This window comes from Flavobacterium sp. KS-LB2, assembly GCF_036895565.1.
Classification (GTDB): Bacteria; Bacteroidota; Bacteroidia; order Flavobacteriales; family Flavobacteriaceae; genus Flavobacterium.
In genome coordinates this window covers 1,849,493-1,862,579 of the sequence record NZ_CP145904.1, presented here as the reverse complement: position 1 = coordinate 1,862,579, position 13,087 = coordinate 1,849,493, and the positions used below count along the sequence as shown (strand labels likewise).

The following is a 13,087-nucleotide window of genomic DNA, read 5'->3' as shown; positions in this document are numbered from 1 at the left end:
TCCAAAAAAAAACTTCATAATTTTCTTGCCAGTTAAAAAAAGAATTTTTACTTTTGCACCCGCTTCGAGCGACACACAATGTGAGTTAAACGAGGTTAAAATAAAAGAAGAATACGTTCCTAGACATATTGAATTGACAGCCGTTTTAACAGAGATGTTAAAACAAAAGAATAAGAGTAATAGAATCGAAAGATTTGAAAAAACCACTAGAATTTAGTCGAATAACAATAGCTTGAAGAGATTCAAGCAAACAATATACGATGAAGAGTTTGATCCTGGCTCAGGATGAACGCTAGCGGCAGGCTTAACACATGCAAGTCGAGGGGTATAGGTTTTCGGACCTAGAGACCGGCGCACGGGTGCGTAACGCGTATGCAATCTACCTTTCACAGAGGGATAGCCCAGAGAAATTTGGATTAATACCTCATAGTATAACATGACCGCATGGTCGAGTTATTAAAGTCACAACGGTGAAAGATGAGCATGCGTCCCATTAGCTAGTTGGTAAGGTAACGGCTTACCAAGGCAACGATGGGTAGGGGTCCTGAGAGGGAGATCCCCCACACTGGTACTGAGACACGGACCAGACTCCTACGGGAGGCAGCAGTGAGGAATATTGGACAATGGGCGCAAGCCTGATCCAGCCATGCCGCGTGCAGGATGACGGTCCTATGGATTGTAAACTGCTTTTGCACAGGAAGAAACAACTCTACGTGTAGAGTCTTGACGGTACTGTGAGAATAAGGATCGGCTAACTCCGTGCCAGCAGCCGCGGTAATACGGAGGATCCAAGCGTTATCCGGAATCATTGGGTTTAAAGGGTCCGTAGGCGGTTTAGTAAGTCAGTGGTGAAAGCCCATCGCTCAACGGTGGAACGGCCATTGATACTGCTAAACTTGAATTATTAGGAAGTAACTAGAATATGTAGTGTAGCGGTGAAATGCTTAGAGATTACATGGAATACCAATTGCGAAGGCAGGTTACTACTAATGGATTGACGCTGATGGACGAAAGCGTGGGTAGCGAACAGGATTAGATACCCTGGTAGTCCACGCCGTAAACGATGGATACTAGCTGTTGGGAGCAATCTCAGTGGCTAAGCGAAAGTGATAAGTATCCCACCTGGGGAGTACGTTCGCAAGAATGAAACTCAAAGGAATTGACGGGGGCCCGCACAAGCGGTGGAGCATGTGGTTTAATTCGATGATACGCGAGGAACCTTACCAAGGCTTAAATGTAGATTGACCGGTTTGGAAACAGACTTTTCGCAAGACAATTTACAAGGTGCTGCATGGTTGTCGTCAGCTCGTGCCGTGAGGTGTCAGGTTAAGTCCTATAACGAGCGCAACCCCTGTTGTTAGTTGCCAGCGAGTCATGTCGGGAACTCTAACGAGACTGCCAGTGCAAACTGAGAGGAAGGTGGGGATGACGTCAAATCATCACGGCCCTTACGCCTTGGGCTACACACGTGCTACAATGGCCGGTACAGAGAGCAGCCACTGGGTGACCAGGAGCGAATCTATAAAACCGGTCACAGTTCGGATCGGAGTCTGCAACTCGACTCCGTGAAGCTGGAATCGCTAGTAATCGGATATCAGCCATGATCCGGTGAATACGTTCCCGGGCCTTGTACACACCGCCCGTCAAGCCATGGAAGCTGGGGGTGCCTGAAGTCGGTGACCGCAAGGAGCTGCCTAGGGTAAAACTGGTAACTAGGGCTAAGTCGTAACAAGGTAGCCGTACCGGAAGGTGCGGCTGGAACACCTCCTTTCTAGAGCCTTAGTGTTAGCAGCAATGCACGCTAGGGAAAGAAGACGAAAGTTCGAGTTGGTAACAAATACCAACATTTTATTACTCTTGCTGTTAGTTCAAATAATACCATTTAAGAATAAGAGTGTCTCGTAGCTCAGCTGGTTAGAGTACTACACTGATAATGTAGGGGTCGACAGTTCGAGTCTGTCCGAGACAACTATTTAACTTAAAGATTCTGAAATAAATTCAGGATAAAAAGAAGAAATTCTAGAGTTGAGGAGTTATGAAGTATAAATTCATAATTCATAATTCACAATTCATAATTAGATTGGGGGATTAGCTCAGCTGGCTAGAGCGCCTGCCTTGCACGCAGGAGGTCAACGGTTCGACTCCGTTATTCTCCACAAGATGCTGAAATAAACTCAGCATAAAAGTTCATTGACATATTGAGATAAGAAAATAATAAAAAGTAGAAAGCATTTTTTACTTGTTTATCATTAGGCAAGTAAAAGAAACGGCACATTTTAAATAATGTGTTGGTACAATAAGCAAAATAAGGGCGTATGGGGGATGCCTTGGCTCTCAGAGGCGATGAAAGGCGTGATAAGCTGCGAAAAGTTACGGGGATTGGCACACACGATATGATCCGTAAATACCTGAATGGGGCAACCCACTATGTTGAAGACATAGTACACCGATAGGTGGGCAAACCCGCTGAACTGAAACATCTAAGTAGGCGGAGGAGAAGAAAACAAAAGTGATTCCGTAAGTAGTGGCGAGCGAACGCGGATTAGCCCAAACCAATGTTGTTACGGCAATGTTGGGGTTGTAGGACCACGATATTTCTTGCACAAAGAATTAGAATCTACTGGAAAGTAGAGCCATAGAGAGTGATAGCCTCGTATAAGTAATAAGTGTAAAGGATAGTGGTATCCTGAGTAGGGCGGGGCACGTGAAACCCTGTCTGAATTTGGCGGGACCATCCGCTAAGGCTAAATACTCCTGAGAGACCGATAGTGAACCAGTACCGTGAGGGAAAGGTGAAAAGAACCGTGAATAACGGAGTGAAATAGATCCTGAAACCATACGCTTACAAGCGGTCGGAGCCCTTTCGTGGGGTGACGGCGTGCCTTTTGCATAATGAGCCTACGAGTTAACGTTGCTGGCAAGGATAAGTGGTTAAGCCACGGATCCGTAGCGAAAGCGAGTCTGAATAGGGCGCTTTAGTCAGTAGTGTTAGACGCGAAACCGTGTGATCTACCCATGGGCAGGATGAAGCGCTGGTAACACAGTGTGGAGGTCCGAACCGGTTGACGTTGAAAAGTCTTCGGATGACCTGTGGGTAGGGGTGAAAGGCCAATCAAACTCGGAAATAGCTCGTACTCCCCGAAATGCATTTAGGTGCAGCGTTATGCGTAAAGTTATATAGAGGTAGAGCTACTGATTGGATGCGGGGGCTTCACCGCCTACCAATTCCTGACAAACTCCGAATGCTATATAATGTTTCATAACAGTGAGGGCTTGGGTGCTAAGGTCCAAGTCCGAGAGGGAAAGAACCCAGACCATCAGCTAAGGTCCCCAAATATATGTTAAGTTGAAAGAACGAGGTTTGTCTGCCCAGACAGCTAGGATGTTGGCTTGGAAGCAGCCATTCATTTAAAGAGTGCGTAACAGCTCACTAGTCGAGCGGACGAGCATGGATAATAATCGGGCATAAACATATTACCGAAGCTATGGATTACCTATTTATTTAGGTAGTGGTAGGGGAGCATTCTAACAGGGTAGAAGGTGTATCGTAAGGTATGCTGGACTGGTTAGAAAAGAAAATGTAGGCATAAGTAACGATAATGCGGGCGAGAAACCCGCACACCGAAAGACTAAGGTTTCCACAGCTATGCTAATCAGCTGTGGGTTAGTCGGGACCTAAGGCGAACCCGAAAGGGACAGTCGATGGACAACGGGTTAATATTCCCGTACTAGTTATTACTGTGATGGGGTGACGGAGTGATGAAAGCGCCGCGAACTGACGGAATAGTTCGTTGAAGTACCTACCTATAAGCTGCGCAGGCAAATCCACGCGGCTTGGGGAAATACGATAGTACTCGGAGTCTTCGGACAAAGAGATAGTGCGCCTAAGGGCTTCCAAGAAAAACCTCTAAACTTCAGGTAATAAGTACCCGTACCGCAAACCGACACAGGTAGTCGAGGAGAGAATCCTAAGGTGCTCGAGAGATTCATGGCTAAGGAATTAGGCAAAATAGACCCGTAACTTCGGGAGAAGGGTCGCCAGCAGCAATGCTGGCCGCAGTGAAGAGGTCCAGGCGACTGTTTATCAAAAACACAGGGCTCTGCAAAATCGTAAGATGAAGTATAGGGCCTGACACCTGCCCGGTGCTGGAAGGTTAAGAGGAGATGTTATCTTCGGAGAAGCATTGAATTGAAGCCCCAGTAAACGGCGGCCGTAACTATAACGGTCCTAAGGTAGCGAAATTCCTTGTCGGGTAAGTTCCGACCTGCACGAATGGTGTAACGATCTGGACACTGTCTCAGCCATGAGCTCGGTGAAATTGTAGTAGCGGTGAAGATGCCGCTTACCCGCAGTGGGACGAAAAGACCCTGTGCACCTTTACTATAGCTTAGTATTGACCTTGGACAAATGATGTGTAGGATAGGTTGGAGACTGTGAAGTGGCGTCGCTAGGCGTTGTGGAGTCATTGTTGAAATACAACCCTTTGTTTGTCTGAGGCCTAACCCCCAATCGGGGGGACATTGCTTGGTGGGTAGTTTGACTGGGGTGGTCGCCTCCAAAAGAGTAACGGAGGCTTCTAAAGGTTCCCTCAGTACGCTTGGTAACCGTGCGTAGAGTGCAATGGCATAAGGGAGCTTGACTGAGAGACATACAGGTCGATCAGGTACGAAAGTAGAGCATAGTGATCCGGTGGTTCCGCATGGAAGGGCCATCGCTCAAAGGATAAAAGGTACGCCGGGGATAACAGGCTGATCTCCCCCAAGAGCTCATATCGACGGGGGGGTTTGGCACCTCGATGTCGGCTCGTCACATCCTGGGGCTGGAGAAGGTCCCAAGGGTTGGGCTGTTCGCCCATTAAAGTGGCACGCGAGCTGGGTTCAGAACGTCGTGAGACAGTTCGGTCTCTATCTACTGTGGGCGCAAGAAATTTGAGTGGATCTGATTCTAGTACGAGAGGACCGAATTGGACAAACCTCTAGTGTATCTGTTGTCACGCCAGTGGCATCGCAGAGTAGCTACGTTTGGAAGGGATAAGCGCTGAAAGCATATAAGCGCGAAACCCACCACAAGATGAGATTTCTTTTAAGGGTCGTGGGAGATGACCACGTTGATAGGCTATAGATGTAAAGGCAGTAATGTCATAGTCGAGTAGTACTAATAACCCGTAAGCTTATGTACGCTTTTCTCTCCCGATGCAAATCGGGAGAGAAGAAACTTTCTTTATGCTGAACTTGTTTCAGTATCAAATTTTTTATATTCTTTATCTCAGTATGTTAAGATATTATGTAATTGATGTTTATTATACAATATAAACAACATTACAATAATTGCCCAAAGCAATTATAACCTCTTAAGGTGGTTATTGCGGCGGGGCTCACCTCTTCCCATCCCGAACAGAGTAGTTAAGCCCGCCTGCGCAGATGGTACTGCAGTTATGTGGGAGAGTATGTCGTCGCCTTTCTTTGAAAACCCTGTTCTAACGAACAGGGTTTTTTATTCTTACTTTTCTAAAAGAAAAGTATACTGGTACCTTAGCTCAGATGGTAGAGCAATGGACTGAAAATCCATGTGTCCCTGGTTCGATCCCTGGAGGTACCACAAAATGCTCGGATGGTGAAATTGGTAGACACGCTGGACTTAAAATCCAGTGAACAGCAATGTTCGTGCGGGTTCAAGTCCCGCTCTGAGTACAAAAAGACTTCATTAGGCTAATGCTTAGTGAGGTTTTTTTATTTTATCAGTAATCTTTCTTATATTTAATAAGGATTTTTATTGCAATGTTGATTTTTAATAGCATAAATAATAGTAGTTCTAATTTGAGATTTCCTCAGAGCTAATCACAATAAGGTTGATTATTTCATCCAAATTGAACTTAAATTATTTAATAATCACCAGTATTTTTTTTAATGTAATCTTTGAATCAAAAATTAAAAAAAACACATGATTTAAGGTAGAAATTTGAGTAGATATATCTAAGTTTAGGTTTGAAAGAGGGAATTTACTTTTAAAATAGTTTACGAAACCATTTTTTTTTTTTAAATACAGATTTAGGTCTGATTTTTTTTCTTAAACATTATTTTATTCTTTTAAATTCAATAATAAATCTGTTTTACCTTTTAGTTTTTTTTGGGGTAAGATATATTTTTTGGAAAAGTATTAAATAAGCTCTCCAGATTGTTTTAGGTGGATTTGAAGATGAAATGTATGTTTTAACCAACTTTTAGTCAAACATTTTTTTTAATCTGAAGGTGATTTATCAATCTTTAAATCATTTTGTTCAAATATAAAATATAATTAATTTACATTTACTTTTGTGACTAAGTCTCCGTCTACTTTTTTATTCATTAAATAAGCTTAATTTTTATAAATGATCTTTAATTAATTTTTGATTTAGAATATAAATCAAATGATTTTTTTGATTTCTAAAAACTAATTTTGATTAATGATTAAACTTTAACGTTTGTTCAAATTAATATTTTTTGTATTTGATTAAAAAAAAGTACTTTAGTTAATTGTTTAATAAATCGTTATCCAAAAAACAATTAATATATGAAAAGAAGATCTTTTTTAACTACTGCAACTTTAGCGTCTGCAGGTCTTACCACACTTTTGATTACAGGTTGTACTTCTAGTACTAAGAAGGATGAAAATTCAGGATCAATTGAAAATTTGGATGTAGCCTTTGAATTGGATGAAGAAACCATCGGCAGTCTTAGGGAGAAATTAGCTTCTGGGAAATATACTTCGGAGCAATTAGTGCAATTGTATTTAGACCGTATTGAATCGATAGATAAAAATGGTGCCCAACTAAATTCTGTTATCGAAGTTAATCCTGATGCAATTGCTATAGCTGCTACAATGGATAAAGAACTTAAAGCGGGTAAGAGTAGAGGACCTTTACATGGAATTCCAGTTTTAATAAAAGACAACATAGATACTGCAGATAAAATGCAAACAACTGCAGGATCTCTTGCAATGGTTGGTAATATTGCGTCAAAAGATGCTTTTGTAGTAAAAAAACTTAGAGAATCGGGTGCAATAATTATTGGAAAAACAAATTTGAGTGAATGGGCCAATTTTCGTTCAACGCAATCGTGTTCTGGATGGAGTAGCAGAGGTGGTCAGACTAAAAACCCATATATTTTAGATCATAATCCTTGTGGATCTAGTGCTGGTTCAGGTACTGCTGTGTCAGCCAATCTTTGTGTAGTTGCTGTTGGAACTGAAACGGATGGTTCTATTGTTTGTCCGGCTTCAGTAAACGGAATTGTAGGGATTAAACCAACTGTAGGTTTGGTTAGTCGATCTGGAATTATACCCATTTCAAAAACTCAAGATACAGCAGGCCCAATGGCACGAACTGTAACAGATGCCGCTATATTATTGGGTGCAATTAGTGCTATTGACGAAGCCGACTCAGTAACTTTAGAAAGTAAAGGAAAAGCTCAGAGCGATTATACAATATTTTTAGATAGTAATGCTTTGAAAGGCAAACGCATCGGAATTGAGAAAAAGCCACAAGGAAATAATAAATATATTAATAGACTTTTAGAAGATGCGATTAACTTGTTAAAAAAACAAGGGGCAACTATTGTTGAAATTGACTATTTAGAAAAAATTAATGCTTTTGGTCAAGCTGAATTTGAAATTTTACAATATGAATTTAAAGATGGACTTAATAACTATTTGGCTACGGCCAATGCAAAAGTAAAAAATTTGAATGCAGTTATTGATTTTAATACAGCTAATGAAGACCAAGCAATGCCATATTTCAAGCAAGAAACATTGGAGAGTTCTAATGCAAAAAAAGGATTAGATGATAAAACATATCTAGAAGCATTAACTGCAAGTTTTGAAGGAAGTAAAAGTATTTTAAATGCTGTTTTTCAAAAAAATAAGTTAGATGCTATTTGTGGAATTACTATGGGGCCGGCTTGCAGTATCGATATGATTTATGGAGATCGCTGGGGAGGATATTCTTTGACTTCTCCTGCTGCAGCAAGTGGTTATCCTCATATCACTGTTCCTTGTGGTAAGGTTTATGATTTACCTGTTGGCTTGTCCTTTTTTGGTACACCGTATATGGAAGGAGAATTGATAGGTTTAGGTTATGCATATGAACAAGCTTCTAAAAAGCGGATTAAACCGGGGTTTAAACCTTCATTTTTAAAATAAATTATATTTCGAAAATAATTGAAAAGGGTAATGAGTGAATCACTTTTTTACCCTTTTACTTTTTTATAATATGCACAAACGGAGTTAATAGGACATTCAACACATTTAGGTTGCGGCCTGCAAATTTCTCGTCCCAGAAATGAAATAGCCATCCCGATTTCTCCCCAAATTTCTTTTGGTAACACTTGCATTAGCTGTTTTTCGGCTTTGATTCCGTCTTTGGTTTCTGGGATTAATCCAATTCTGGGTGCAACCCTAATAACATGTAAATCAGCGATAATTCCTTCTGCCGGAATTTTTGCTTCGCGAAGAATTACATTGGCTGATTTTCGTCCGATTCCTTTTAAGGCAACTAAACCGTCCATAGTAAGTGGAATATTTTCATCTTTTTGTATGGTTTGCGCTATTTCTATAAGCCAGTTGGCTTTGGTTCCAAAATTCCTGACTTTTGAAATGTGCGGAATTAGCGCTTCCACATTAGAAACAGCTAAACTTTCCATGTTAGGATATGCTTCAAATAAGATAGGGGCAATTTTATTAATATTGGCATCAGAATCCTGTGCGGATAAAATGACCATCACCATAAGTTGATATAAATTATGATACTCAAGGGGATGTTTTCTTCCTTTATATTTGGTAAGAATTGGTTCTAAATTTGTAGTCCAATCAGTAGTATTTTCAAATAAATTCATAGCTTTATTCTTTAAAATCAACAGATAAAGAGTTCACACAATAACGTTGTCCGGTTTTTGTGGGCCCATCATCAAATACATGCCCTAAATGGCTGCCGCAATTAGCGCAAAGAATTTCAGTACGTTTCATGCCATGTGTCGTATCGGAAATGTATTGTACTTTTCCTGGAATAGATTCGTCAAATGATGGCCAACCGCAATGCGCATCAAATTTAGAATTACTTTCGAATAAAGGCTCTCCGCAAGCACCACAGCAGTATGTTCCTTTTTCATAATGCAAATTATAGGTTCCAGTGTGTGGATATTCAGTCCCTTTTTGGCGAAGAATTCGGTAGCGTTCTTCTCCTAATTGTTCTTTCCATTCTTGTTCGGTTTTTTCTACAGGATATTTCATGATTAAATTTTTTATTAATTTAAATAATTGTATTACAGTTGTTTATTTTGAATGAATTGGACTGTTTTTTCAATTACATTATGGTTTCCTAAAATCTTTCTGTGTCCTAGTCCATCAGTCAATAAAAGCGTTCCGTTTTTTAAGTATTGATGAATGTGAATTCCAGCTTTTACTGGGACTTCGGGGTCATTATTATCATGGATTACTAAAACTGGTATGTTAGTTTCCTTTGCGGCTAAAAAAGCAGAATAATTATTCATTTCTTCTCCATACTTTTTTTCGAAATGTAACCTCAAACGAGAACTTATTATCGGTCTCAATTCTAATTTTGCTACAAAATCATCCATAATATCCTCAACAATATCGCCACTACCAATAACAACGGCATGATTTACTTCTAAGCCTTTCTTTATTGCATTTAAAACAGACATTCCACCTAAGGAATGGCCAATTGCTGCTTCAAATGGTCCAAATTGTTTGTCTATTTCTAAAATTGTAGCGATGAAATCGACCATAATGGTAGTTTTTCCGGGTGATTTCCCATGAGCTGGAGCATCAAAACTTATAGTAGAGTATCCCGCTTTTAGAAGTTCATCTGCTATTTTAAACAATTGTGTTCCACGTCCTGACCAACCGTGAACCAATAAAATTTTCTTATCACTTTTTCCATAATGGTACAAAACAACGTTTTTATCAATAGCTGGGATAAAGACTGATTTTTGAAGGCTATTTCGATCCATTTCAAATTCTCTTTTTGGAATTTTATGTTTTATAGGGGTTGTAAAGAGTTTAGCAGCAAATAATGTAATTAATTTTGGAGAAATAAAAGAGATTAATTTACTGGTTAATAGGATAATCTTAGGAATTTTCAATGATTGGGTATGATTAGAAGTTTTTTTTGCCATTTCAATAAATTTTCAAGCGTGTTATTATATTATAATTTTTTTAGTAAATTTAGAAAAACATAAAAGTAGTATTTTTTATAAAGCTTTTATTGGTATTAACATAAAAGACGGAAATATTAAGAATTACAATAGTAGTAACTAAAAATATCAAAATTTCATAAATGGAAATATTTCATATCAGTGCAGAATGTTACCCAATAGCCAAAGTAGGAGGTTTAGCTGATGTTGTGGGTGCATTGCCAAAATATCAAAATAATGCAGGACATCAAGTAAGGGTAGTGATGCCTTGTTATGATACAAAATTTAAAAAAGAAAATGATTTTGAATGTGTCCATTGGGGACATGTGAAGTTGGGAAATTTTAATTTTCCTTATAGTGTTCTCAAAGAAAAAGCGGATAAATTAGGATTCGAATTGTATTTGATTGAAATCCAAGAATTATTTGATCGAAAAGATGTATATGGATATGAAGATGACATAGAACGTTTTTTGTCTTTTCAAATAGCCACTTTAGATTGGATTATCGGAAGAAATGAAGTTCCCGATGTAATTAATTGTCATGATCATCATACGGGTTTAATTCCGTTTATGATGTTGTATGGTTATAAATATGAAAAATTACAAAATGTTCCTTCTATGATTACCATTCATAATGGTTTGTATCAAGGGCAGTTTGGTTTTGATAAATTGTATTATTTGCCAGAATTCGATTTGGCTCACATAAAAGTTTTAGAATGGGATAATTGTATTAATTCACTTGCCGTCGCTATAAAATGTGCTTGGGCTGTAACTACGGTTTCACCGAATTATTTAAATGAGATTAATTATTCGGCCAATGGATTAGAATCGTTATTTAATCTAGTTCGATATAAATCTAAGGGGATTTTGAACGGAATTGATATTGAAGTTTGGGATCCAGCAAAAGATGCGATGCTGGAAAAAAATTATTCGATTAAAAATTTCGAAAAAGGAAAACAAGAAAATAAAGAAAAATTATGCAACCTTTTTAATCTAGACCCAACTAAACCACTTTTTAGTTTTATTGGTAGGCTTTTAGAGGAAAAAGGGGGTGATTTATTGCCACATGCAGCAGCTTTAGCTTTATCTGAAAATTTTCAACAAATTAATATTTTAATCTTAGGTTCAGGAAATACTGCTATTGAGAATCAATTGAATGGCTTATTATCGGATTACAAAGGGAATTACAATACATTTATTGGATACAATGAGGAATTAGCACACTTGATTTATGCGGGTTCTGATTTTTTATTAATGCCTTCAAGGGTCGAGCCTTGTGGTTTGAATCAAATGTATTCATTGCGCTATGGAACAATTCCTATAGTAAGAAGAACGGGTGGATTAAAGGATACTGTTATTGATTTTGGAGATGATGGAAATGGAATTTGCCATGATCAGGCTAGTGTTGGAGATATTTGTTACTCGATTCAAAGGGCAGTAAATTTATATGACGATAAAAAGCATTTACATAAAATCATAAAAATAGGTATGAACACAGACCATTCTTGGGAACGTGTTTGTCAAGAATATATAGAAATGTACAAACTAATAATTAACAAAAAATGAAAGCTAAAAAGAAAAATGTAATTGCAATTATTTTAGGAGGAGGGCAAGGTTCCAGATTGTATCCGTTGACAGAAACAAGATCTAAACCTGCTGTACCAATTGGGGGCAAATACAGATTAGTAGATATCCCTATTTCAAATTGTATGAACTCAGATATTTATAGAATGTTTGTTTTAACGCAATTTAACTCAGCTTCTTTAAATGCACACATAAAAAACACTTATAATTTTAGTATTTTTAGTCATGCTTTTGTTGATATACTTGCTGCAGAACAAACTCCTGATAATCCAACTTGGTTTCAAGGTACCGCTGATGCTGTAAGACAGTGTATGCCACATTTCTTAAACCATGATTTTGATTATGCTTTGATACTTTCTGGTGATCAGCTGTATCAGATGGATTTCAATGATATGTTAGAAGAACATATCAAGAGAGAAGCAGATATTACCATTGCTACATTACCAGTAAATGCAAAAGATGCACCTGAATTTGGAATATTAAAGACAAATTCCGAAAGTTGTATCGAATCTTTTATAGAAAAACCAGCTAAAGAATTGTTACCTGATTGGGAATCTGATGTGAGTGAGCAAATGAAGAGTGAAGGAAAGCAATATTTGGCTTCTATGGGAATCTACATCTTTAACAAAAAACTGTTGGTAGATATTATGTCAAATAAAGAAACCAAAGATTTTGGCAAAGAAATTATTCCGCAGGCTGTAGGTCACAAAAAGATATTGAGTTACCAATATGAAGGATATTGGACAGATATTGGTAATATTGATTCCTTTTTTGAAGCTAATATTGGGTTAACTGATGACTTACCAAAATTTAATTTATTTGATAACGATAATAAAATTTTCACCAGACCTAGATTATTGCCACCATCTAAATTCCAGAAGACTATGGTGGACAGATCATTAATTTCTGAAGGATGTATTTTGAATGCTAAAGAAATTAATCGTTCAGTAATTGGTATTCGTTCCAGAATAGGCGAAGGAACCATTATTCAAAACTGTTATGTGATGGGTAATGATTTCTATCAGAATATTGATGATATGAATGAGGATGTAAGAACAGGGAGACAACTAGTGGGAATTGGGGAAAGATGCTTTATAAGCAATGCTCTTGTAGATAAAAACTGCAGAATTGGGAATGATGTTTACATCAGTGGAGGCAGTCATTTAGAAGATTTCTCGAATGAGTTGTATGCCATAAAAGACGGAATTGTTGTCATTAAAAAAGGAGCAATTATACCAGATAATTATATCATAAAATAGATTTTTAAACTGTTTTTCTTAAAAAATAATATTCTATTCTGTTTTTAAAAAGTAGAATTA

At 38.2% G+C, this 13,087-nt stretch carries 6 protein-coding genes, 4 tRNA genes and 3 rRNA genes; 10 read left to right on the top strand and 3 right to left on the bottom strand.

Annotated elements, in window-relative coordinates:
* Window positions 1-257: 257 nt before the first annotated feature.
* From V5J73_RS07855 to V5J73_RS07820, 8 genes are all read left to right on the top strand, one after another.
* A 16S ribosomal RNA gene (locus V5J73_RS07855) occupies window positions 258-1,771 on the top strand.
* 124 nt (window positions 1,772-1,895) lie between these two features.
* Window positions 1,896-1,969: transfer RNA gene (locus V5J73_RS07850), tRNA-Ile, on the top strand.
* A 113-nt stretch (window positions 1,970-2,082) separates the two neighbouring features.
* Window positions 2,083-2,156 (top strand) — tRNA-Ala (locus V5J73_RS07845).
* A gap of 138 nt (window positions 2,157-2,294) precedes the next feature.
* Window positions 2,295-5,179 (top strand): 23S ribosomal RNA (locus tag V5J73_RS07840).
* Between the two features lie 173 nt (window positions 5,180-5,352).
* Window positions 5,353-5,462 (top strand): 5S ribosomal RNA (gene rrf, locus V5J73_RS07835).
* Together the 16S, 23S and 5S rRNA genes with 4 tRNA genes alongside form the textbook arrangement of a ribosomal RNA operon.
* 64 nt (window positions 5,463-5,526) lie before the next feature.
* Window positions 5,527-5,599: transfer RNA gene (locus V5J73_RS07830), tRNA-Phe, on the top strand.
* A 6-nt stretch (window positions 5,600-5,605) separates the two neighbouring features.
* Window positions 5,606-5,691, top strand: a tRNA-Leu gene (locus V5J73_RS07825).
* Between the two features lie 859 nt (window positions 5,692-6,550).
* Complete coding sequence (locus tag V5J73_RS07820) at window positions 6,551-8,176, top strand: amidase (protein ID WP_338644747.1); 1,626 nt, start codon at window positions 6,551-6,553, stop codon at window positions 8,174-8,176.
* 47 nt (window positions 8,177-8,223) lie between these two features.
* On the opposite strand, the gene V5J73_RS07815 is transcribed toward V5J73_RS07820, so the two are convergent.
* Genes V5J73_RS07815 through V5J73_RS07805 form a run of 3 tightly spaced genes read right to left on the bottom strand, consistent with a single transcriptional unit; the run spans window position 8,224 to window position 10,167 of the window.
* A complete protein-coding gene (locus V5J73_RS07815; protein WP_338644745.1) occupies window positions 8,224-8,868 on the bottom strand; it encodes an endonuclease III domain-containing protein in 645 nt (214 codons plus the stop codon).
* Between the two features lie 4 nt (window positions 8,869-8,872).
* Entirely contained in the window at window positions 8,873-9,262 is a 390-nt protein-coding gene (gene msrB, locus V5J73_RS07810; protein WP_099715422.1) for a peptide-methionine (R)-S-oxide reductase MsrB, read from the bottom strand.
* Between the two features lie 32 nt (window positions 9,263-9,294).
* Complete coding sequence (locus V5J73_RS07805) at window positions 9,295-10,167, bottom strand: alpha/beta fold hydrolase (protein WP_338644743.1); 873 nt, start codon at window positions 10,165-10,167, stop codon at window positions 9,295-9,297.
* A gap of 161 nt (window positions 10,168-10,328) precedes the next feature.
* Between V5J73_RS07805 and V5J73_RS07800 the strand changes: the two genes are divergently transcribed.
* Window positions 10,329-11,750 (top strand): glycogen synthase, encoded by a 1,422-nt coding sequence (locus V5J73_RS07800; RefSeq protein ID WP_338644741.1) that lies wholly within the window; start codon window positions 10,329-10,331, stop codon window positions 11,748-11,750.
* On the top strand, window positions 11,747-13,027 hold the full coding sequence (locus V5J73_RS07795) for a glucose-1-phosphate adenylyltransferase (protein ID WP_338644739.1): 1,281 nt from the start codon (window positions 11,747-11,749) through the stop codon (window positions 13,025-13,027). Before V5J73_RS07800 ends, V5J73_RS07795 begins: the two co-directional genes overlap by 4 nt.
* Window positions 13,028-13,087 lie beyond the last annotated feature (60 nt).

What these genes read in the sequence shown, in the direction of transcription:
- V5J73_RS07795 (WP_338644739.1), top strand. Translation starts at nt 11,747, where the DNA reads ATGAAAGCTAAAAAGAAAAATGTAATTGCAATTATTTTAGGAGGAGGG.
- V5J73_RS07815 (WP_338644745.1), bottom strand. Translation starts at nt 8,868, where the DNA reads ATGAATTTATTTGAAAATACTACTGATTGGACTACAAATTTAGAACCA.
- msrB (WP_099715422.1), bottom strand. Translation starts at nt 9,262, where the DNA reads ATGAAATATCCTGTAGAAAAAACCGAACAAGAATGGAAAGAACAATTA.
- V5J73_RS07805 (WP_338644743.1), bottom strand. Translation starts at nt 10,167, where the DNA reads ATGGCAAAAAAAACTTCTAATCATACCCAATCATTGAAAATTCCTAAG.
- V5J73_RS07800 (WP_338644741.1), top strand. Translation starts at nt 10,329, where the DNA reads ATGGAAATATTTCATATCAGTGCAGAATGTTACCCAATAGCCAAAGTA.
- V5J73_RS07820 (WP_338644747.1), top strand. Translation starts at nt 6,551, where the DNA reads ATGAAAAGAAGATCTTTTTTAACTACTGCAACTTTAGCGTCTGCAGGT.